The sequence below is a fragment of the Acetobacter sp. AC2005 genome (assembly GCF_037901235.1).
Lineage (GTDB): Bacteria > Pseudomonadota > Alphaproteobacteria > Acetobacterales > Acetobacteraceae > Acetobacter > Acetobacter oryzoeni.
Map to the genome: position 1 here is coordinate 223922 of NZ_CP149627.1, position 20957 is coordinate 244878.

The 20957-nt window shown below is 54.0% G+C and carries 21 protein-coding genes, 2 pseudogenes and 1 other annotated feature; of the genes and pseudogenes, 10 read left to right on the plus strand and 13 right to left on the minus strand.

The genetic code is table 11. The annotated features are described in order from the left end of the window. Positions 1–169: 169 nt before the first annotated feature. Both QQM41_RS14785 and QQM41_RS14790 read left to right on the plus strand, forming a co-directional pair. Positions 170–988, plus strand: a complete 819-nt coding sequence (locus tag QQM41_RS14785) for a YoaK family protein (protein WP_006117367.1) — start codon at positions 170–172, stop codon at positions 986–988. 45 nt (positions 989–1033) lie between these two features. After that, positions 1034–2791, plus strand: coding sequence for an oleate hydratase (locus QQM41_RS14790; protein ID WP_006117366.1), 1758 nt, complete (start codon positions 1034–1036; stop codon positions 2789–2791). Positions 2792–2860: 69 nt separating this feature from the next. Here the strand turns inward: QQM41_RS14790 and QQM41_RS14795 are convergent, their stop codons facing one another. From QQM41_RS14795 to QQM41_RS14810, 4 genes and pseudogenes are all read right to left on the minus strand, one after another. Further along, positions 2861–3394, minus strand: a complete 534-nt coding sequence (locus QQM41_RS14795; RefSeq protein ID WP_006117365.1) for a hypothetical protein — start codon at positions 3392–3394, stop codon at positions 2861–2863. Positions 3395–3579: 185 nt separating this feature from the next. Then, positions 3580–3874 (minus strand): annotated as a pseudogene (locus tag QQM41_RS14800) (type II toxin-antitoxin system RelE family toxin). After that, complete coding sequence (locus tag QQM41_RS14805; RefSeq protein WP_003618686.1) at positions 3871–4131, minus strand: type II toxin-antitoxin system RelB/DinJ family antitoxin; 261 nt, start codon at positions 4129–4131, stop codon at positions 3871–3873. The pseudogene QQM41_RS14800 and the gene QQM41_RS14805 overlap by 4 nt, the downstream one beginning before the upstream one ends. Positions 4132–4344: 213 nt before the next feature. Continuing rightward, on the minus strand, positions 4345–4707 hold the full coding sequence (locus QQM41_RS14810) for a hypothetical protein (protein WP_012813198.1): 363 nt from the start codon (positions 4705–4707) through the stop codon (positions 4345–4347). 149 nt (positions 4708–4856) lie between these two features. Here QQM41_RS14810 and QQM41_RS14815 point away from each other — a divergent pair. From QQM41_RS14815 to QQM41_RS14840, 6 genes are all read left to right on the plus strand, one after another. Next, positions 4857–5944 (plus strand): IS3 family transposase gene (locus tag QQM41_RS14815; RefSeq protein ID WP_339078235.1). Its coding sequence is split into 2 segments (ribosomal slippage): positions 4857–5118 and positions 5118–5944, totalling 1089 coding nucleotides; the frame shifts between segments, so codons are not numbered across the junction. A 235-nt stretch (positions 5945–6179) separates the two neighbouring features. Continuing rightward, entirely contained in the window at positions 6180–6776 is a 597-nt protein-coding gene (locus tag QQM41_RS14820) for a restriction endonuclease subunit S (protein ID WP_339078236.1), read from the plus strand. Positions 6777–6811: 35 nt separating this feature from the next. Continuing rightward, positions 6812–8338, plus strand: a complete 1527-nt coding sequence (locus QQM41_RS14825) for a type I restriction-modification system subunit M (protein ID WP_339078237.1) — start codon at positions 6812–6814, stop codon at positions 8336–8338. Further along, the gene (locus tag QQM41_RS14830; RefSeq protein WP_339078238.1) at positions 8328–9467 is read left to right on the plus strand and encodes a restriction endonuclease subunit S; all 1140 of its coding nucleotides are present in this window, start codon (positions 8328–8330) and stop codon (positions 9465–9467) included. The genes QQM41_RS14825 and QQM41_RS14830 overlap by 11 nt, the downstream gene beginning before the upstream one ends. 29 nt (positions 9468–9496) lie before the next feature. Continuing rightward, positions 9497–12793, plus strand: a complete 3297-nt coding sequence (locus QQM41_RS14835; RefSeq protein ID WP_339078239.1) for an HsdR family type I site-specific deoxyribonuclease — start codon at positions 9497–9499, stop codon at positions 12791–12793. Between the two features lie 2 nt (positions 12794–12795). Next, positions 12796–13533: a SprT family zinc-dependent metalloprotease gene (locus QQM41_RS14840; RefSeq protein WP_339078240.1), complete on the plus strand. Its 738-nt coding sequence runs from the start codon at positions 12796–12798 to the stop codon at positions 13531–13533. 217 nt (positions 13534–13750) lie between these two features. On the opposite strand, the gene QQM41_RS14845 is transcribed toward QQM41_RS14840, so the two are convergent. Beyond that, positions 13751–14824 (minus strand): alkene reductase, encoded by a 1074-nt coding sequence (locus QQM41_RS14845; protein ID WP_339078241.1) that lies wholly within the window; start codon positions 14822–14824, stop codon positions 13751–13753. Between the two features lie 449 nt (positions 14825–15273). Between QQM41_RS14845 and QQM41_RS14850 the strand changes: the two genes are divergently transcribed. Further along, positions 15274–15873, plus strand: a complete 600-nt coding sequence (locus QQM41_RS14850) for a hypothetical protein (protein ID WP_124297961.1) — start codon at positions 15274–15276, stop codon at positions 15871–15873. Between the two features lie 88 nt (positions 15874–15961). Here QQM41_RS14850 and QQM41_RS14855 read toward each other — a convergent pair whose 3' ends face one another. The 4 genes and pseudogenes from QQM41_RS14855 to QQM41_RS14870 form a co-directional block, all read right to left on the minus strand. Continuing rightward, positions 15962–16648: a DUF3883 domain-containing protein gene (locus QQM41_RS14855; protein WP_339078242.1), complete on the minus strand. Its 687-nt coding sequence runs from the start codon at positions 16646–16648 to the stop codon at positions 15962–15964. Beyond that, on the minus strand, positions 16609–16959 hold the full coding sequence (locus QQM41_RS14860; protein WP_124297963.1) for a hypothetical protein: 351 nt from the start codon (positions 16957–16959) through the stop codon (positions 16609–16611). Before QQM41_RS14860 ends, QQM41_RS14855 begins: the two co-directional genes overlap by 40 nt. A gap of 697 nt (positions 16960–17656) precedes the next feature. After that, complete coding sequence (locus QQM41_RS14865; RefSeq protein WP_124298041.1) at positions 17657–17950, minus strand: hypothetical protein; 294 nt, start codon at positions 17948–17950, stop codon at positions 17657–17659. 284 nt (positions 17951–18234) lie between these two features. Beyond that, positions 18235–18345: pseudogene (locus tag QQM41_RS14870) on the minus strand (plasmid maintenance protein CcdB); the annotation flags it as partial. 52 nt (positions 18346–18397) lie between these two features. Between QQM41_RS14870 and QQM41_RS14875 the strand changes: the two are divergent. Then, positions 18398–19608, plus strand: a protein-coding gene (locus QQM41_RS14875; protein WP_339078243.1) for an IS3 family transposase whose coding sequence is annotated in 2 segments (ribosomal slippage) — positions 18398–18695 and positions 18695–19608 — 1212 coding nt in all. Because the reading frame shifts where the segments join, the coding sequence is not laid out codon by codon here. Continuing rightward, positions 18676–18792, plus strand: a sequence feature (AL1L pseudoknot). It overlaps the preceding gene by 117 nt. Here QQM41_RS14875 and QQM41_RS14880 read toward each other — a convergent pair. The 4 genes from QQM41_RS14880 to vapB form a co-directional block, all read right to left on the minus strand. After that, positions 19597–19848: a CcdB family protein gene (locus tag QQM41_RS14880; protein WP_339078244.1), complete on the minus strand. Its 252-nt coding sequence runs from the start codon at positions 19846–19848 to the stop codon at positions 19597–19599. The genes QQM41_RS14875 and QQM41_RS14880 overlap by 12 nt on opposite strands. Continuing rightward, a complete protein-coding gene (locus QQM41_RS14885; protein ID WP_080587162.1) occupies positions 19849–20094 on the minus strand; it encodes a type II toxin-antitoxin system CcdA family antitoxin in 246 nt (81 codons plus the stop codon). A gap of 162 nt (positions 20095–20256) precedes the next feature. Then, positions 20257–20661 (minus strand): tRNA(fMet)-specific endonuclease VapC, encoded by a 405-nt coding sequence (gene vapC, locus QQM41_RS14890; RefSeq protein WP_124306977.1) that lies wholly within the window; start codon positions 20659–20661, stop codon positions 20257–20259. Continuing rightward, a complete protein-coding gene (vapB, locus tag QQM41_RS14895; RefSeq protein WP_086653942.1) occupies positions 20661–20885 on the minus strand; it encodes a type II toxin-antitoxin system VapB family antitoxin in 225 nt (74 codons plus the stop codon). Before vapB ends, vapC begins: the two co-directional genes overlap by 1 nt. Positions 20886–20957 lie beyond the last annotated feature (72 nt).

The following is a 20957-nucleotide window of genomic DNA, read 5'->3' on the forward strand; positions in this document are numbered from 1 at the left end:
CCAACGGTCGTTCGTACAGATTCAAGTGCAATCAACCAGGGTATTTTTTGTCAGGAATGAGGGAACATTTTGCAGTCAATTAGGCTTCAAAAAACGGCCCGAAGCAGCGTCAATGTGATCTTTGTCATCATCTAGGGAAACGCGACAAACGGTTCTTCGATCCCTCCAGGTGCTTGTTCACGAGGGCTCGGAGCGCAACGCCAGCATCGACAGGCGTCTGGGCTGTACGCTGGCGGCCATCGCCGGTGCAGTGAACGCTGCCGGGGTTCTGGCCGTAGGCTATTATTCGGCCAATATGACAGGCAATGTCTCCGCACTGGCGAGTGGCCTGCATGAAGGGCGCATGGAACTGGTCCTGTCCTGCTGCGGTCTGATACTGGCCTTCGTCGCCGGCGCGGTGCTGTCCGCGCTGCTGGTCAATGCGGGCCGTCGCCACAACCTGCCGTCGATCTACGCACGGAGCATTCTGCTGGAAGCCTGCCTGCTTGGGCTTCTGGGGGCTGTGGATTTTCTGTTTTCGGCCCAGCCACGGGATCCGGTGCTGGCCTACGGGCTGAGTTTCCTCATGGGGCTCCAGAACGCCACGGTCACACGCATTTCCGGGGCGCGTGTCCGCACCACCCATATGACAGGAATGCTCACCGATGTGGGGCTGGAACTGGCGGACTGGCTGGAAGGGTTTTTCCATCCGGTTGACCCGGCCCGACGGACCGGTACGCGCGAACGCCTGGGTCTGCATGCCGCCATCGTGCTGTCCTTCACGCTGGGCGGCGTGGCCGGCGCCTTTCTGTATGGCTGGTGGTCCGGTCTGTTTCTTCTGGTTCTGGCGGGGCTTCTGGCCTGCCTTTCCCTGCCGGGCGCGCTGTCGCATGAGCCTGTGGTGGAGCATAAACCGGCACCGGTCCCCTCTTGCGGGGAGAGGTATTCCTGTTTACAGCACTTGATACATCGCAAGGACAGATCGGGTCATTGGGGGTCGTATGAATAGCAATGCCGCCCGCCATCGGCCCTTTTCCGGAAAAGGACACGCGCCATGAGATATGCCCACAGCAATTATGAGGCTTTTGTCCAACCCCCTGCGCCACAGGATATGGCAGGATGGTCAGCGTGGATCGTGGGCGGAGGACTGGCGGGCATGGCGGCGGCGGCGTTCCTGATCCGGGATGCAGGCATGACGCCTTCAGCCATCACCATTCTTGAAGCCTCGGACAGCGACGGCGGCGCGCTGGACGGAGCGGGGAATGCGGAGACCGGCTGGCTGATCCGCGGCGGTCGGGAGATGGAAGAGCAGTTCCAGTGTCTGTGGGATCTGTACCGTTCCATTCCGTCTCTGGAAATTCCCGGCGCATCGGTGCTGGATGAGGTCTGGCAGGTCAATCAGGCCGATCCATCCACCAGTCCGATCCGCGCCATGTGTAATCAAGGGCAGCCCCTCGCTGATCGTGACAGGCTGACGCTCACGGGAAAGGCGCGACGCGAGATCATTACCCTCATTCTGACCGATGAGGACGAACTGGCGGGAAAGACGATCGCGGATGTGCTGTCCGGCGATTTCATGGCTTCGAACTTCTGGCTGTTCTGGCGGTCGATGTTTGCGTTCGAGACCTGGCACAGCGCTATTGAGATGAAGCGTTACCTCGCACGGTTCGTGCATCAGATTCTCGGACTGAAGGATCTGCATACGCTGAAGTTCACCAGATACAACCAACAGGAATCCCTGAGCCAACCACTGGCCACATGGCTTGCCGATCAGGGCGTCGTGTTCCGTCATGGCGTGAAGGTGACAAATGTTGCTGTTGATGTTTCTGGCGGAAAGAAAGTTGCGACCCATCTCGACTGGCTGGACAATGGCGCGTCCGCCGGTGTTGATCTTGGGCCAGAGGAACTGGTGTTCGTGACCAACGGTTCCATGGTGGAGAATTCGCGCTGGGGCGACCATCATACACCTGCGCCGATTGACACGGCTATCGAAGAGGGGAGCATCTGGCAGCTCTGGCGGAATATCGCAGCGCAGGATTCCGCATTCGGCAACCCGGATGTTTTCTGTGGCGATACAACAAAATCCCGCTGGCTGTCGGCAACCGTTACGACCCGGGATGCGCGGATTCCTGAGCTTGTAAAGCGGATTACGGGGCGTGATCCGTTTTCTGGGAAAATCATCACGGGTGGCCCGGTCACGATTGCCGATTCATCCTGGCTGATGAGCTGGGTGGTCAGCCGTCAGCCCCATTTCAAAGGGCAGCCCGAAAGTCAGGTGGTGGCCTGGCTCTATGGTCTGTTCAGTGACGTGCCGGGTGATTACGTGAAAAAGCCCATGCAGGACTGCACGGGGGAGGAAATCACCCGTGAGTGGCTGTTCCATATGGGCGTGCCGATGGACCAGATCGACGATATGGCAGCGACAGGGGCGACGACGCGTCCGTGCATGATGCCGTTCATCACGGCGCAGTTCATGCCGCGCGCACCGGCGGACCGGCCGAACGTGGTGCCGGATGGAAGCGTCAACCTGGCCTTTCTGGGGCAGTTCACCGAAACGCCACGCGATACGGTCTTCACCACGGAATATTCCGTCCGCACGGCGATGGAGGCGGTCTATACGCTGTGTGGCGTCAGGCGGGCTGTGCCGGAAGTGTCGGGCGGCATTTTCGATGTCCGGATGCTGCTACAGGCGGCAGCGGAACTGCGGGACGGAGAGAAGGTACCGGCGTCGGGGCTGATCCGGCATCTGACGCACGGAACGGAGATTGACGATCTGCTGGAGCGCTACGGGCTGGTTTGGGGGGTAAACTGAAGGTCGGCTTTGGGGCATCGTTACGCGAAAGCCGCCGGTCTGCAAAAGCGGTGAGAGAGGGGCCTTCGGCTAACCTTGGTCGGTGTGGTCGCGCTTGAAATGAATCTCTCGCCGCCCTTGCACGCGCTTGAAAATCGCTCTGGTAGCGGCCTGATGTAGGATGCGTATCCACATGATTAATGTATCTAGGTTCGGGTAGAATTCTAGCGCATCGTCGAAATTATATTGAGGCATCATGATTTCTGAATCTTCAGACACTCTGAATGTGCTGAGCACAAGGCGCATACGATCGACATCCGTGTGAGCAATGACTTTGTTACGCCTCTCCTTCAGCCGCTCGTGGAGGGTCAACTGCTCGGTGGTAGCCGTGATGCCTAACGTCTCCAGCGTGAGCTTTGGCAGCCCATTTGAGTAGGAAAATGGTCGCCAGTATGCGACGACAGCGGCGTCCTCAAAGCATCGTAGGCGCCGACGCTCGATCCGCGAAATCGGTTCATCAGGACTGACCTCTGAAACGAAGTCGAGCGCGCTGAGGGCCATTTGGAAGTCAGCCATCGCCTGTATGATGCGGATATCGCCCGCTGAAAAATCTGCTTCATCCATTTTAAGAATTTAGGTAGTGAAGCATGCGACTATCTCCGATCGCTCTCTCGACGCTGCCGACATCTTTATAGCCACCTCGATGGCAAGTGGAATTTGTAATGGTCGTGTCTGCTATACGGAAAGCGATTTGACCAACTGTATGACCGACATGAGGCGGGAGCTGACTTTCTACCAAGAAAGTAAATTCACTCTGTTCGCTTCGAAGCCAGTTCATAAATCTCATTATCGGCTCTCCGGCCAACGGCAATTACATAGATGACGATCCGTTCGTCGATGACCTGATAAACAAGGCGGTAACCATCTTTCAGAAGCTTGATCTTATAAAACCCTGATAGGTCGCGATGCAGTTCGTTTCCTGGAGAGTGAGGGTTCCAGATCAGCTTTTCCAGCTTCTTTTCAAATTTCTTACGCACGCTGCCGTCAAGAGCATCCCACTCTGCTGAGTGCTCTGTCGTCGAATTCAAGACAATACTCTTTCATTCGCGATGACGGTTCTTAAGCTCTGCAAAAGTCATACGATGCTTTTGGGCAGGGTTTTTTAGGCGTTCGCGCACAATCTCGATAAGCTCCGCATCCTCGTCTGTGACAAGCCTCCGCTTGACGGGAGAGCGACCCGTTTCAGCAATATACGCGAGCGTATCGCGCAGTGCGTCAGAAAGTGAAATGCCTTGAGCCGACAACTTCTTAACTGCGGCTGCCTTCAGCGTTTCATCTACCCGGAATGTAACAGCAGACATACAAAGCCTCCTTGCGTGTATGCACATATGTATCACAGCTGTTGGTACAAATGAAGCGAAAGATGGTCGATGCTGATGTCTACATTCGAGAAACCTGATCGGTTGCGGAAACGGCAGAAAAGAGGCGTTCACAGACGGCAAAATACTCGGCACTTAAAGGACAATGCGCAAAGAAACTTCAGAAGCAATCCACCATACTTCTCAAGCCAATGGTTACGAAGTGACCATCGAGGCTATCTTGGCGGCAACGATGGCACTAATCTCAGCATGCATATCGACATTATGTCCAGGTGCGGAAATTGAAACAACCAAAGCATAACGCCCCTTGTCATTGAACCTCTTCTGACCGGGATGAGTTTTCCACCAGCCGGTAACAGGATAGACCCCAATAGCATCATGCAAGGCGAGGTCAATCGCCCGCCCGCGCCAGAGGTCGCAATGAAGAGACCCGGCTTGCGTTGCATTCGAACCAAGCAGCCAGTAAGCGCCTTCCTGTTGTACACCGGGGGTGTCTTTCTCCTGCTGGCCGGAAACCCTGCGTTTAAATTGCTCTTTTGTGTCGCTTCGCTTTTTCATGGGAAACCGGAGACCGAAGGACCGATAGGTCTCAGGCCGGGTTGCCGCGCGACCAGAAAGGTTTGGTTCGACGAAGTAGGGTAATCCCCCCATAAAAAGAGTGACTTTTGAATGAGAATTTTCTCAGCGTAAGAATTGAGGAGATTCTGATGAAGAGTGATCGCTTTAGTGACGCCCAGATCATGGGTGTGATCCGCCAGGCTGAGGGCGGTGTCCCGGTTCCTGACCTGTGCCGGGAGCATGGGATTAGCAACGCCACGTTTTACCGGTGGCGCGCGAAATATGGCGGCATGGATGCTTCGATGATCAGTCAGATGAAGGCTTTGGAAGAGGAGAACCGTCGGCTGAAGCGCATGTATGCGGATTTGAGCATGCAGACGGATATCCTGAAGGAAGCCCTTGGAAAAAAATGAAGCGGCCAGCCCAGCGCCGGGAACTGGCCGCACAGGCTGTGGCGCATCATGGGGTCAGCATTGCGCTGGCCTGTCGGATTTTTGGGATATCCGAGACCTGCTTTCGCTATCGTCCGCGACTGGCAGCGGAGAACGACAGGATTGCCGCTCTTCTGGTGGGACTGACCCAGGCTCACAGGAGATGGGGATTTGGTCTGTGTTTCCTGTATCTGCGCAATGTGCAGGGACAGCTCTGGAATCATAAGCGGGTTTATCGGATCTATCGGGAACTGGAGTTCAACCTGCGGATTAAACCCCGCAGGCGTCTGGTTCGCGAAAAGCCTGAAAAGCTGTCGGTTCCGGCCCTTCCCAACAGGGTCTGGTCCATGGATTTTATGGCGGACAGGCTGATGGATGGACGTGCTTTTCAGCTCCTGAACATTCTGGATGACTTCAATCGTGAAGGACTGGCGATCGAGGTTGATTTTTCCCTGCCAGCCTGTCGGGTTGTCCGCTGTCTGGAACAGGTTATGGAGTGGCGTGGCAGGCCAGAAGCCATCCGAATGGATAATGGCCCTGAATATGTCAGTCATACGTTGGTTTCATGGGCCGAAAAACAGGGGATTACCCTGATCTATACGCAACCGGGTAATTCGCAGCAGAACGCCTCTATTGAACGCTACAACAGAACTGTCCGGCAGGAATGGCTGGAGCAGTATTTGTTTGAAAGCATTCAGGACGTGCAGGAGGTCGCAACACAATGGCTCTGGACATATAACCATGACAGACCCAACATGGGGAACAGCGGGCTAACCCCCGCCCAGAAACTAAAAACAGCTGCCTGAAGTCTCATTCAATGCCCCACTAAAAATGGGGGGATTACCATTTAAGGTGGCGTCATGACGCCGTCATTCCGGCCTCTCAGAGAGCACCAAAGGTGCGATAGAAATGACACCCAAGTGACACCGTCATGACGCGTCATTACCCCATAAAGACAAAATTTTCGGGAGCGTTTCTCTGCACGAAAGCTAATGGCAAAAACCTGTTGACGGTGCCCTCCCGATCGCCTACCACAATCACATGAAACCAAATGGCGCACAGAAAATGGATTTAGTGGCAGTCGCCAGCATCTCGGCGGGGCACCCGTTCAGAGGACGGATTGACCCCGTTGCGGGAGTTGAAACAGCTGTCGTGCAGATGCGGGACACCTCCTCTTCAGGAGTGGACTGGACGTCCTGCGTGCGCACCGAGGTAGCCGGTCGGCGTGAACCCGACTGGCTGCGTCCGGGTGATATTCTCTTTCCGGCCCGTGGCAATGTGTCACTGGCAGTTCTGGTTAATGAGAGCATCGGCAGCCTTCAGGCCGTTGCGGCCCCGCACTTCTTCCTTCTGCGCGTAATGCATCCGAATGTGCTGCCCGCCTATCTGGCATGGTGGCTCAATCAGGAGCCAGCCCAGCGGCATCTGGAACAGAACGCCCAGAGTTCCACCCTTGTGCGCAACATTGCCCGGCCGGTGCTGGAGGCCACGCCCGTTGTGCTGCCTCCCCTGCCCCGACAGGAACAGATTGTGGGTCTGGCCAACGCCATGCAGCGCGAGGAAGATCTTCTGCACCGCCTGCGCCAGACCAACCAGCAGATCATGACTGGGCTTGCCAGAGACCTTCTGGCGGGCTGACACTCCCTTGACGTTTTGAAACAGGATTTGAGTTCGTGACCGAGCAGATTTCACAAGACACCATCAACAAGGCGCTGTGGAACGCCTGTGACACATTCCGTGGCACTGTCAGCCCTGACACCTATCGCGATTACGTGTTGACCATGCTGTTCCTGAAATACATCTCCGATGTGTGGCAGGATCATTATGACACTTACAAAAAGGAATATGGCGACAATCCCGAACTGATTGAAGCCATGATGGCGCAGGAACGCTTTGTTCTGCCGAAAGGTGCCGATTTCTACACACTCTATAAAGAGCGCAACACCCCAGGCAATGGCGAGCGGATTGACAAGGCGCTGCACGCCATTGAAGAAGCCAATGGCACCAAACTGAAAGACGCAGGCAAGAGCGTCTTCCAGGACATCAGCTTCAATTCGGATAGACTAGGTGATGAAAAGCAGAAAAACACCGTTCTGCGGCATCTGCTTGAAGATTTTGCCAAACCGGACCTGAACCTGCGTCCCTCGCGCGTGGGCAATCTGGACGTGATCGGCAATGGCTATGAATTCCTGATCAAGAACTTTGCTGCCAGCGGTGGCCAGAAGGCGGGCGAGTTCTACACCCCGCCGGAAGTGAGTGAACTGCTGGCCCGTCTGCTGGACCCGCAACCGGGTGAGAGCATCTGTGATCCGGCCTGTGGCTCGGCCTCCCTGCTCATGAAGTGCGGCAAGCAGGTCACGCAGAACCACAAGGGCAGCCGGGATTACGCCCTGTATGGGCAGGAAGCCATTGGCTCCACCTGGTCCTTTGCCAAGATGAACATGTTCCTGCATGGCGAGGACAACCACCGCATTGAATGGGGCGATACCATCCGCAGTCCCAAGCTGCTGGATGACAAGAACCATCTGATGCGCTTTGACGTGGTGACGGCTAACCCGCCCTTCAGCCTCGACAAATGGGGACATGAAGACGCCGCGGAAGACGTGCATCACCGCTTTGCCCGTGGCGTGCCGCCCAAGACCAAGGGCGATTACGCCTTCATCCTGCACATGATTTCCACGCTGAAAGACCGCACCGGCCGCATGGGCGTGGTCGTGCCACATGGCGTGCTGTTCCGGGGCAGTTCGGAAGGCAGGATCCGCCAGAAGCTGATTGAGGAAAACCTGCTGGATGCCGTGATCGGGCTGCCGGAAAAGCTGTTTTTTGGCACGGGGATTCCGGCTGCCATCCTGATCTTCCGCAAGGACCGCAAGACGAAGGACGTGCTGTTCATTGACGCCAGCCGCGAATTCAAGGCGGGCAAGAACCAGAACGTACTGACCGAAGAGAACATCACGAAAATTGTGGACACCTACCGTGCCCGTAAGGACGTGGACAAATACGCCCACCTCGCCACGCCGGACGAGATCAGGGAGAACGACTACAACCTGAACATTCCGCGTTATGTCGATACGTTTGAGGAAGAAGAGGAGATTGACCTGAACGCCGTGCGCAAGGAACGGGCGGAGATCAAGGCGGAACTGGCAAAGCTGGAAGCACAGATGGACGCTTATCTGAAGGAGCTGGGTTATGCTTCCTGAGGGGTGGAAAAGTGAAAAACTTGGTGATCTTTGTACATTGAACCCAAAATGCCCTCATATTCAAAGTGCTTCACTAACCTCTTTCATTTCTATGGACGGAGTATCAAATGATGCAAAAATATCTCGCGTCACACTACACCACTTTAAAAAAGAAAAGAATGGATTTTCATACTTTCAGGAACATGACATTCTTGTTGCCAAAATTACGCCATGCTTCGAAAATGGGAAAGGTGGCTATCTAGATAAACTTCCAACATCACATGGGTTTGGCAGCACCGAATTTCACGTTTTACGTCCGTCTCCCAATGCAGATGGAAAATTCATCTACTACATAACGACGTCCGAGCGCTTTCGAACTCTTGGTGAAATGAATATGCAGGGATCCGCCGGACAAAAACGGGTCCCAAAAAATTTTATAGAACGATTTTCCATAGCAACCCCCCCTCTCCCCGAACAGAAGAAGATCGCGGCGATCCTCTCGACGTGGGATCGTGCGATTGAGGGAACTGAAAAGCTTCTGGCCAACAGCCAGCAGCAGAAAAAAGCCCTCATGCAGCAACTCCTCACAGGCAAAAAACGCCTGCCGGGGTTCACGGGGGCGTGGAAGAAAAAGACACTGTCTAATTTCTGCCAGATAAAAACAGGCAAAAAAGATGTAAACGAAGGGTGTGAAAATGGGAAATATCCTTTTTTCACCTGTGCAAAACAGCATACGTTTAGCAATAATTACTCTTATGAGTGCGAAGCCATACTCATCGCAGGAAATGGAGAAGTCGGAAAAACACATTATTACAACGGAAAATTCGAGGCTTATCAGAGAACTTATATATTGAGTGATTTCACGAATATATCAGTATTTTTCCTTCTACATTTCATAGAGTTCTTCTTGCCTTTAGATATTTCAAAGGAAAAACAACATGGGGCAATGCCATATATCAAGCTCGGAACATTAAAGGACTTTTCTGTTTTAACTCCCCCACTTCCCGAACAGGAAGTCATAGCTACTGTCCTAAGCACAGCGGACGAAGAAATCGCAGCGATTGAATCCGATCTCTCGCGCCTGCGTCAGGAAAAGAAAGCCCTGATGCAGCAGCTTCTCACGGGCAAGCGTCGCGTGAAGGTCGATTAAGGCATTTCAGAAACAGGATATTTGAAAACATGGCTCCCGCTCCCAAATTTCAGGAAGAATACAGCGCCAAACTTCCCGCACTGGCCCTGCTCAGCACCCTCGGCTGGCGGTTTTTGCCACCATCCGAGGCGCTGGCCCTGCGGGGCGGTAAACAGGATGCCGTGGTGCTCGACACACTCCTGCGGGCGGAGCTGAAAAAACGGCGCTTCACGTTTGAAGGACAGGAGCACGGCCTGTCCGATCAGGCGATCAACACACTGGTCTCCCACGTCACACATCCGGATTTTGTCTCCGGTCTGCGCGATGCCAATGACAAGATGACCACGCATCTGCTGTTCGGCATTGCCATTCCCGAGTTCATCAACGGGCACAAGGCCAACCCGACCATCGCTCTGATCGACTGGCAGAACCCGGAGAACAACAGCTTTACCTTCACCGAGGAATTCAGCGTCCTGCGCACGGATCTGACCCAGACCCGCAGGCCGGACATTGTCTGCTTCGTCAACGGCATTCCACTGGCCGTGATCGAGGCCAAGCGCCCCGATGGCCAGCCGGGCAAAGGTCCAACGGTAGAGGCCGGGATTTCCCAGAGCATTCGCAACCAGAACAAGGATGAAATCCCCCAGCTTTTTGCCTACAGCCAGCTTCTGCTGTCCATCAACGGGCATGACGGGCGCTACGGCACCTGCGGTACGCCCAAGAAGTTCTGGGCCAGCTGGAAAGAAGAGGACATTCCCGAAAGCCAGATGGAGGCGCTCAAGAACACGCCGCTTTCGGATACCCAGAAAGACGCGCTGTTTGCTGATCGAAAACCCCCGGCCCGGATATGGTTCGAGGACTGGGCCTCCCGCCCGCTGCATGTCTCGGATCAGGACCGGCTGCTGATTGGCCTGCTCTCGCCCGAGCGCCTGCTGGACATGACGCGATACTTCACGCTGGTCGACCGCAAGGCCGGCAAGATCGTCGCCCGGTATCAGCAGGTCTTTGGCATCAAACGCCTTTTGGAACGCATCAAGTCCCGCCGCAGCGATGGCGGGCGTGAAGGCGGCGTGGTCTGGCACACCACGGGGTCTGGCAAGTCCTTCACCATGGTGTTCCTCAGCCGCGCCCTCATTCTGGATGACGACCTCAAGCAGTGTCGCATCATTGTCGTGACAGACCGCAAGGATCTGGAACGCCAGTTGAGCACCACCTTCTCCACAGGAGGTGAACTGGCGGACAAGAAGGACAAGGAAGAGGCACTCGCCACCTCTGGCCGCCGTCTGGCGCAGCAGATCGGGCATGGGCAGGAGCGGATCATCTTCTCGCTCATCAACAAGTTCCACACTGCCACCGGCTATCCCGAATGCCATAATGACAGTGCAGACATCATCGTGCTGGTGGATGAAGGCCATCGCAGTCAGGGCGGTGAGAACCATGCCCGCATGAAGCATGCCCTGCCCAACGCCGCCTTCATCGCCTTTACTGGCACACCGCTGCTCAAGGGCAGCGAGACCACCAACCGCTTTGGCAAGATCATCCACTCCTACACCATGCAGCAGGCCGTGGCGGACGGGACAGTGACGCCCCTGCTCTATGAAGAACGCAAGCCCGATCTTAACGTGAATGATGAGGCCATTGATGCCTGGTTCGAACGCATCACACAGGGGCTGACCGAAGAACAGGTCACGGACCTCAAGAAACGTTTTGCCCGCGCCAATCAGGTTTACAAGGCGGATGACCGCATCCGGCTGATTGCCATGGATCTGGCAACGCATTTTGATAACAATATCGACAAGGATCTCAAGGGCATGCTGGCCTGTGACAGCAAGCTCTCCGCCATCCGCTACAAACGGTATCTGGACGAGGTGGGTCTGTTCGAGAGTGCCATCGTCATGAGCCCGCCCGATACGCGCGAAGGCCATACGGAAGTGGATGAGCGCAAGCAGCCCGAAATCCAGAGCTGGTGGAAGGAGAATGTCGGCAGCCAGAGCGAGGAAGACTACACGCGAGATGTGATTGACCGCTTTGAGAACGATCCCAATCTCAAGCTCATCATCGTGGTCGACAAGCTGCTGACCGGTTTTGACGAACCGAAGAACGCGGTGCTCTATATCGACAAGCCCCTCAAGCAGCACAATCTGCTTCAGGCCATTGCCCGCGTGAATCGGCTGCATGACCAGAAGAAGCACGGGCTGCTGATTGACTATCGCGGCATCCTGGCAGAGCTGGACACCACACTGGCCAAATATGATGAACTGGCGGCCGAGAATGTCGGCGGGTATGACCCGAAGGATATTGCCGGCCTCTATAGCCAGATGAGCACGGAATACCGTGAACTCCCTGCCCTACACAAAGCCCTGTGGGCCATTTTTGATGGGGTGAAGAATAAAAGTGACATCCAGCAGCTTCGTGCCGTGCTCATGCCGCGCATGGTGGAAGAGCACGGCCAGATGGTGGATGTGAACCTCAAGCGCCGGGATGATTTCTATGAGGCGCTGACAAAGTTTGCCGCGTGCCTGAAGGTGGCACTGCAATCCGTGGCGTTCTTTGAAGACACCAGCTTTACGGAAAAGGACCGCGCCACCTACAAGGAAACACTGAAGCAACTGACCAGCCTGCGGCAGATGGTGATGCAGGATACCGGTGAAAAAGTCGATTTTGACCAGTATGCCGAACAGGTGAAAAAGCTGCTGGACCGGCATGTGGCCGGTGTAAAGGTCCATGAATCCGAAGGGCTCTATGCAGTCGGCAAGATGGGCCAGAAGCCTGAAGACAACCAGCCTGAGACCTGGAGCGAAGAAAAGACCCGTAATGAGACCGATCTGATCCGCACCCGTGTGACGAAGATGATCGACCACGAGATGCAGGATGACCCCTATGCCAAGGAAGCGTTCTCGGCCCTGCTGCGCAAGGTGATCGCAGAAGCGGAAAGCCTGTTTGATCATCCGCTCAAGCAGTTCATGCTGTTCCAGGAGTTTGAGGAACAGGTGGCCAACCGCAAGCTGGAGAACATCCCGTCTGTTTTTGACGGGCACCGCCATGCGCAGGCCTATTATGGCGTATTCCTCAAAACACTCGCTGCCATCTTCAACCATAAGCAGACGGATGAGGAGAAACGGCGCTGGATTGATCTGGCGTTCGAGATCGACAAAATCGTGGACAAGGCGGTGCGGGAGAACTCCCTCAGCCGCCCGGATATGGAAAAGGCGGTCAGGAAGGAACTGCTGCCGCTCCTGTTCAGCACGGGCCAGAAAGCGGGCTTTGGCGTGGACAAGGCGCAGGAGATCATTGAACAGGTTATCCAGATCATGCGGGCTGGCCCTGCTGATACAGTGCGTGGCTAAGCATGGGCGGCAAGGACCAGCGTATTCTGACCTATGGGGGTGAGCATATCCGGGTGGAACTGCTGCCCCGTGCTCGTCCTGGAACGACATTGCGCATCAAGGTGCATCCCGACCTGACTGTGCAGGTGGTTGTTCCCGAAGGCACCCCCGATGTCGATCTGGAACGGGCGTTAAAACAGAAAACCCGCTGGATATGGCAGAAGCTTCGGGACTTCCGGGCGGTGCAGGAACATGCCACGCCACGCATGTATGTCAGTGGGGAAAGCCATTTCTATCTGGGGCGGCGGCATCTGTTGAAAGTGCATCATCAGCCTGATGCGCCAGAGACCGTGCGGATGTTGCGTGGACGGTTGGAGGTGTCCGTGCAGGAACGCGATACCTTACGGATTCAGAAGCTGCTGGAACTCTGGTATTTTACGCGGGCGCAGGATGTGTTTCGGAACCGCCTTGATGCGCTGCTGCCGTCAGCACTCTGGGTCACCTCGCCCCCTGCCCTGAAGCTCCAGGTGATGCAGACGCAGTGGGGCAATTGCTCACCGGGTGGGACCATCACGCTGAACCCGCATCTGATCAAAGCCCCGCGTGACTGCATTGATTATGTGATCCTGCATGAACTGTGTCATCTGAAGGAGCACAATCATGGACCTGCCTTCTGGGCTCTTCTGGCGCGTGTCATGCCGGACTGGGAACGACATAAGGTACGGTTGGATGGGATGGCAGAAATGATGTTGCAAAATTAGTGCGCTTTGACCGCTATGGGGGGGAAACAGACAGTCGGCTATCGGGATAGAGTTACCGAAAACAGCCTTTCGCAGTGTTCACATTCATGGCAGGGAGTAGAACTATTCAGGTGATTTCGCCTACTTCACGACAAGTATCACGTCGGCGGCTAAATATTTTCTATAGTTCAAATGCAAGTTCCTTCCATTGGAAGGAACTTGCGGGAAAAATAGGGTATCAGCGAGCAAGCGGATAATCCGTATAGCCTTCTGCACCCTGCGAGTACCAGGTGCGGATATCGTCCTTGTTCTGGGGCAGATTGTCTTCCAGACGACGCACGAGGTCCGGATTGGCGAGGAAAGGCCGACCAAACGAAATGGCGTCCGCAACACCGGTAGCGACTGTCTCGATCGCTTCTTCCCGTGTGTAGTCCTGATTCAGAACCAGCGGCTTCCTGAAGACTTCGCGGATCGGACCATGCAACTTGGGCTGGTCGCTCTTGCCGAACGTGCCGTTCGGTCCGGGCTCGCGCAGTTCAAGGAAAGCGATATCGAGGTCATTCAGCAGCTTTGCGGCCGGCACAAAAACCTGCTCTGGATGACTGTCGATGCAGCCCTGCGTATCGCCATTGGGGGACAGCCTTACTGACGTTTTGTGCGCGCCAATCGTTGCGATCACGCGTTCGGTGACTTCACGCAGGAAGCGGATGCGGTTTTCCGGCGAACCGCCATATTCGTCGGAACGATGATTGGTGCCGTCCCGCAGAAATTCGTCGATCAGATAACCGTTGGCGGCATGAATCTGCACACCGTCAAAGCCTGCCTGAAGGGCATTGCGAGCAGCATTTTCGTAGTCGTTCAGGATGCGGGCAATGTCCTCCTTGGTGAGAGGGCGGGCGACTTCGGGAGCCTGCTTGCCATCGTAAGTATGGAGGGCTTCAGGCGCTTTTGTCGCCGAGCAGGACACAGGTTGCTGGCCCGTCACGCTGGAATGAACCATCCGACCCATATGCCAGAGCTGGGCCACAATCTTTCCGCCCTTGGCGTGAACTGCGGCGGTGATGGGCTTCCAGGCTTCCACCTGTTCCTGCGACCACAGGCCCGGCGCATACGGCCAGCCAAGACCTTCGCGGCTGATCCCGGCCGCTTCTGAGATGATCAGACCGGCTCCGGCCCGTTGCGCGTAATATTCGGCCATGATGGGGGTGGGCACATGATCACGGGTGCCCCGACCGCGTGTCAGCGGCGCCATGAGAATTCTGTTTTTGGCGTAAATGCTTCCCAGTTCAATCGGCTCAAACAGGCTGGTCATGACAGATCCTTCTTAAAAGACGCAGTTCCTATGAATTTGGGAAGCCTCACGAGGAATACAACAGAAGGCTTACAACCTCGTCTGACTTGAGGTGAGCACTGCCTGTCTGCTGAATTGGTGAAGCCGACAGGCAGATTTGGGGGGAAATCGGAATGGCGGCTATTGGGCAGAAATGAACAAAAGCGGAGATTCGTAACCGTTCAGGTTCCTAGCAGCTTTCGACAAGAACCAGTATTCCATATACGCTTCAGCGAACGTCCGGTCTTGATAAAAGCTGTAGATGAGATTGCGGGGGCGGCTCGTCGGCGGCGCACTTAGTTATAGTCGTTGGTCCCCATATCATCGGCGTGGACATCTGGTCGATACACTTTTTCATCACTGCCACATGGTCACGGTCGAGTTTCGCGTTTACAAAGAAATAGCGCTAGCCTCCCTAGATGTTGAGCTCCATGGCAAAAGAATACGACTCATCCGAAATAATCAGCGAAGGCTTGAAGCAAGATGTCCTCTGGCTGCTGATCACAGTATACTCATATGTGACTCGCCGTCGGTTCGAGGGGCTCGGGAAAATGTCCCGTGAGGCGTTCGTAGTGGACTGGGTTCTGCTGGAGAGTGCTGTCAGGGATATCGTGAGTCGATTAACAGCACTCGATGACGACACCAGAAACAATCGATCGTTCCAAACGCTGTTTGCTGCTTTGAAACGCGAAGGCCTAGATTCCAAGCGTACCAGCGATCTTAACAGAAAGATCAAAACGTACCGTGCGTTGGTTAACGATCTTAAAGTGTCGCATCGTAACCGCTACATCGCCCATGTAAATACGAACGTGGCAGTGGTTCCTCGTGTGTTTGACAATCCGGTTGCCTTCGAGGCAGCTGCCTCGATGGCGGTTAATCTTCTCGACGACATCATTGGCAGTAAAGTCGAATACATATTTAGCATGGCTTCCGATCTCAAAGTTGATCTTCGCCAGGCTCTCTCGAACAGTTCAATGGAAGACAAAGAATCCTCAATTGTGGACACGATGAACGAGACGTCAAACGATTGATCTTCACGCGTTGCCTAGGAGAGAGACAACACGCAGATCTTTGCGGGGCCCCTGAACTGGGATGTGAAAGGAAAACGGACACGCTGGCTTAATTCTCCTTGGCCGCGCCGATCCAGACGCCCGGCTGCAGATCAAACCGCGCCTTGAATTGCCGACGGTCTAGGAACTCGATCGCTGGTTTGGTCAAAGCGTCCGTCACCAGCGCGAAGCGCCATCCCTTAGCAGTCAAAAACAACAACTCGTTCGGGGTCATGAAGAACCGAGAAATGCTTCCCGATGTGCCCTTGACCTCAACGTACAAATCCTGTCCGCCATCTTTGGGGATGGCCTGCAGATCATAGCCTATTTTCTCGTCAGAACGCCTGACGACGGTGTAGCCGAGTTCGTCGAGGTACGTCGTGGCCGCCTCCTCAGCCGCCATTTCTACTTTCTTACGCTGCTCCGCGGTTCCGAAATTGATTAGTGGATCAGAATCGTCCTCAATGTTGGTTTTAACGTTGCTTCGGTTCGGCTGGGTGATAGCGACCTTTCGTAGGGTCGTTAGACGCTTGTTGATCTCGGAAAGAATTTCGGCTTTTGCATCTGTCGCCGGCTTTTTCTCGCCGGGACGGAGTAAGTACGAATACTTAGATTGCTTGATGTTGGGATGAGAAATCGGGTTTGTCCGATCACTAGGAAGAACAAGGAAAGCCTTATCGGCTACAATCGAATAGCTAAATTTTTGGCCTGATGTGTCTAGCCTAAAGCCGGTTTTCTCTTTGTATTCCGGGCGCACGAACGCCGAGCCATCATTTTTTTTCCGACCAATTGAGCGTCTTCATACCAGCCGACGATATGGACCCCCTTCTGATTGCCATGCTTGGCGAAGAACACAACGGTCCACAAACTCTCAGTTTCGTCGTGTGGAGAGCCCTCATACCGCCCCTGGGGCGGCACATACCCGTAATATCGTCCATCGGTGCCGGGCAAGAAATTGAAAGCTTCGTGGCCCTCGCCACCATCGGAAATCCAAGCATAGTTTCCGTCTACTGCATCTCCTTGATAGTAGTCCGCCCAGCCATGGTTTACCCAAATCACGTTCGCCAATTGATAGCTCCTAATTGCCCCATCATTTATCTAGTAGATTATGTGCAGAATATTTTCTGCGCACCAGCGCTCAGATGTTATCCACCACCGGTTTCGGGTATGGAAGCGTCAGCAATTGCCGTTTGACCTCACAAAATGATGCTCTGCTATCGACCCAACTTGGTCGAGATACACCTTGCTGCTCATGTCGACTAAGCGGAAAGCTGTTCATCGTTATGTATGTCCGAGACGAGGACGCCTACAGCCTGTCTACTGTCACTCACTGAGCAGACAAGCTGTTTGGCCGGGATAAGCAAAAGAGAGATAAAGAGGTTATTTTATTGTCAGGTATAACTATATCGCGCTTTTGCTGTTATGAGAGTTACTATGCTGACGAAGCTACCGCTTAATACACACTCAGACACAAAAGGTCGTTCCCCCAAGAGGTTCGTGAAGCATAATCAATTTTGAGGTGACCGAACGTTCCTCTACTTAGGCTATTAAACCACTGTTCTGCGAGACCTCTCGTGCCATCACAGAAGTTTGAGTACCCGAACAATCTACTAAAATCATGGCGATCAACTAAAATGCTCGCTCCCGGTTTTTGTAAAGCACATGAGATATTCTCCAAAATTTTATCGCGATCAGCAATAGAATGCATATAAATATCAAATGTATCCGTCATAATTTTCCTCCAATATTATTGGTTTTTCATTTTTTATTCAGGAATCCAACAAGGTAGTGTACCACCCGCATTGATTACAACCTTGCCAAAAACAAAAGCTTCATCCCCACTAATGCCATCCGAAGCGGCAGTTTCATCATTTGAGCTCTCAAATATATATTCCCCCAGATCTATATTCCACCTCATAATCCCCCAGTCCTCATCCCCTTGGGGACCATGTCGACGGACTATTATATTTCCGTGACCATCACGAACTGTACCTACATCATACCCTTCTCGGTCTCGTGGCAATTTTCCACCTCGACGGAGACTATCTGGTTCTGTCATTTCTGCTCTCTTCCCTTACGTTTTACGTTTCTTTACATAGCCCTAGATCTTTAATGAAAGATGGCCCGATTAGACAGACCTTATTCCTATACTATGCTCCGCTAGCTCTTCAGGCAGCGTCGTCCACAGGAGGCGCGTAATGACCAATTAATTTCTAAAAGCCACCACTCTGCTACCTGCCAGAATCTAGGCACAGACATTTGGTCAGTTCTTGTCTGCTTTGCAGATTGTTCTACGACGTTCGTAATGTCTTGGATGAGGCGGAAGCCGACCAAGGCTCTCCCTCAGAAACCAGTTAAAAGTAGATCAATAGCCTGGATGATTTCATCCTGATAAAGAGACAATGACGTCACGACTTTTTTCAGATCACGGTCAGGTACAGCAGCCATAAACTGAATTGCCCCGGGTTTTGTGGAGACAGAAAGACCCGTGAGGTAAGAAGAATTCATGAGCAATAAATCGAAGCGTTTTCCGCCTGAGTTTCGTGACCGTGCAGCCCGCATGGTTCTGGAGGAAGAGAAGAACCATCCTTCGCGGTGGTCTGCAGTGATGATGATCGCCCCAAAGCTGGATATTCACCCTGACACGCTGTCAAAATGGACCCGTCTGCATGAACGGGCCAATGCGCCTGCGGTGAGTGACCTGCCTGATCGAGAGAAGATCAGGCAACTGGAGCGAGAGAACCGCGAATTGCGGCAGGCCAATGAAATCCTGCGTAAGGCGTCGGCATATTTTGCGGAAGGAGAACTCGACCGCATCTTCAAGCCATGACACGCTTCATTGAGGAGCACCGGCAGACATATGGTGTCGGGTCAATCTGCAGGGTTCTGTCGATTGCACCATCTGCCTATTATGCAACTGTTGCCAGACAGAAAAATCCGTGTGTGCGCAGCCAGAAAGACAAAGAACTGTGCGATGACATCCGTAGAGTGTGGAATAATAATTTCTGCGTCTATGGAGCGCGCAAGGTCTGGCATCAGCTCAGACGTGAAGGTCTGGATGTCGCCCGCTGCACGGTAGAGCGGCTGATGCGCCGGATGGGGCTGAAAGGCGTCATTCGTGGCAAGGGGGTCAGAACCACACGGCCTGATCCGCAACGTCCGTGTCCGCAGGATCTGGTGCAGCGCCAGTTTCATGCTCCTGCCCCCAACAGACTCTGGGTTTCGGATTTTACTTACGTTTCCACATGGCAGGGCTTTGTTTATGTGGCCTTCATCATTGATGTATTCGCACGGGTTATTGTGGGTTGGCGCGTCTCCTCAACGGCTCATACCGACTTCGTGCTGGATGCTCTCGAGCAGGCTCTGTGCCAGAGGCGACCTGAGGGAAAAGTGACCCACCATTCCGACCGCGGCTGTCAATATGTGTCCATTCGTTACACGCAAAGACTGGCTGAAGCGGGGCTCGTTGCTTCTGTCGGCAGTGTTGGGGATTCCTATGATAACGCCTTAGCAGAGACCATTAACGGACTTTACAAAACCGAACTCATCTATCGGCAGGGGCCATGGAAAAACAGGGAAGCTGTTGAACTGGCAACACTTAAATGGGTCGACTGGTTCAATAATCGGCGGCTCCTGTCCTCCATTGGAAACATCCCGCCAGCAGAAGCTGAGGCACGCTTTTATGCACAACAGAAATCACATGCATTAGCCGCTTAAATCAGATAAAAAACGTCTCCACAAAACCCGGGGCAATTCAAACTGTGTCATCATAACGAACGACTGGTCATCGACTACGAAAATCGGATTCAGTCTCTTTGCCGGCCTGGGTGCCACTTTCTGTGATAAAAGCGGCACCACAATGCGGGTGCCCAACTCGTCCAGCAGGTCTGCCTGCACATCTAAAACGAAACGCGCTTCACCTCGTCCGGCCAAACAATACACATCAAAACGCGCCATTCAGAAGTTCCGATAATCCGCCAGAGGAAGACCATTCTTTTCGACATACTGTCGGGATGCTTCAAGAGAGGAGCGATTTTCTGCGAGCCATTGTTGAGCACGAACCGAAGCGATCGCTGACTTCAACCCCTGTTCGCAGGCCTGCGATATGTTGAGATCAAGCGATCTGGCTTCTTCGAGTAACTGAGCAGGTAACGTCACATTAGTGGGACGACGCAACGGGCTGGTGGAGTGCACACGAACCATAGCTTTGATCCTATTTACATGAGAACTGAAACATAGCACATATTTATACACATTTCCATGCGCATATTATCATCTCGCTATATGCCTGCTTTCAGAAAACTCCAGCAATTCCTGTTACGTCTGACATGAGGCAGAAGCCGAAGCAGAAGCTCCACTTATCCCTTAACCGGCCGTCCAATCCTCAGATCGCAACCCATCTACCCTCGTAAATTCTCGTAGATTTCCAGTCACAACGACAAGCCCCCTGCTTCGAGCGTGCCCGGCAATCATCAAATCGTATGGGCCGATGACACAGCCACGCTTTTCCAGCTCTGCCCTGATTTCCGCTGTATGGGCTGCGGCGTCATCATCAAACGGCAAAACAGACAGACGTGCGGCAAAATGCTCAACCTCACGTCGAATCTTTGCCGGATCGTGAGATTTTTCGGCTCCATAGAGAAGTTCGTAAAGCACGACATCCGAGATGCAGAGCGCCTCGGCGTTATCATTGAAACGCTCACGCAAGCCTTGCGGACGATCACGCAGGACACGAATGCAAAAGTTTGTATCCAGAAGATAACGAAGCATCAGAAGCTTTCGCGTTCCTGCATCCTCGGCTGATCACGCTCAGGCAGTGGAGTGCCCGGCGCGGCAAAGAAATCGTCCCAAGCGGCATTCGCGGGCGCGATTATGCGACGCGCACCGTCCGGGATGATCACGACGTCTTTCAGGCTGGCGTCAAACGCAACCGCTTTGGGAAGACGCACGGCCTGAGAGCGATTGGACAGAAAGAGCGTCGTGCGGGTGAGCATCGTAACCTCCATTTGGGATATGCCGACAGTATATCCAAACTCTTGCCGGGTAACAATGGAATTCGCTCGCAA

Bases quoted from the DNA above. Each gene is read 5' to 3' on its own strand.
- QQM41_RS14810 (WP_012813198.1), bottom strand. From the start codon at position 4,707: ATGAAAAAGCGAAGCGACACAAAAGAGCAATTTAAACGCAGGGTTTCC.
- QQM41_RS14790 (WP_006117366.1), top strand. From the start codon at position 1,034: ATGAGATATGCCCACAGCAATTATGAGGCTTTTGTCCAACCCCCTGCG.
- QQM41_RS14885 (WP_080587162.1), bottom strand. From the start codon at position 20,094: ATGGTTCGTGTGCACTCCACCAGCCCGTTGCGTCGTCCCACTAATGTG.
- QQM41_RS14850 (WP_124297961.1), top strand. From the start codon at position 15,274: ATGGCAAAAGAATACGACTCATCCGAAATAATCAGCGAAGGCTTGAAG.
- QQM41_RS14840 (WP_339078240.1), top strand. From the start codon at position 12,796: ATGGGCGGCAAGGACCAGCGTATTCTGACCTATGGGGGTGAGCATATC.
- QQM41_RS14835 (WP_339078239.1), top strand. From the start codon at position 9,497: ATGGCTCCCGCTCCCAAATTTCAGGAAGAATACAGCGCCAAACTTCCC.
- QQM41_RS14795 (WP_006117365.1), bottom strand. From the start codon at position 3,394: ATGGATGAAGCAGATTTTTCAGCGGGCGATATCCGCATCATACAGGCG.
- QQM41_RS14865 (WP_124298041.1), bottom strand. From the start codon at position 17,950: ATGACAGAACCAGATAGTCTCCGTCGAGGTGGAAAATTGCCACGAGAC.
- QQM41_RS14820 (WP_339078236.1), top strand. From the start codon at position 6,180: ATGAAACCAAATGGCGCACAGAAAATGGATTTAGTGGCAGTCGCCAGC.
- QQM41_RS14880 (WP_339078244.1), bottom strand. From the start codon at position 19,848: ATGGCGCGTTTTGATGTGTATTGTTTGGCCGGACGAGGTGAAGCGCGT.
- vapB (WP_086653942.1), bottom strand. From the start codon at position 20,885: ATGCTCACCCGCACGACGCTCTTTCTGTCCAATCGCTCTCAGGCCGTG.
- vapC (WP_124306977.1), bottom strand. From the start codon at position 20,661: ATGCTTCGTTATCTTCTGGATACAAACTTTTGCATTCGTGTCCTGCGT.
- QQM41_RS14845 (WP_339078241.1), bottom strand. From the start codon at position 14,824: ATGACCAGCCTGTTTGAGCCGATTGAACTGGGAAGCATTTACGCCAAA.
- QQM41_RS14830 (WP_339078238.1), top strand. From the start codon at position 8,328: ATGCTTCCTGAGGGGTGGAAAAGTGAAAAACTTGGTGATCTTTGTACA.
- QQM41_RS14805 (WP_003618686.1), bottom strand. From the start codon at position 4,131: ATGTCTGCTGTTACATTCCGGGTAGATGAAACGCTGAAGGCAGCCGCA.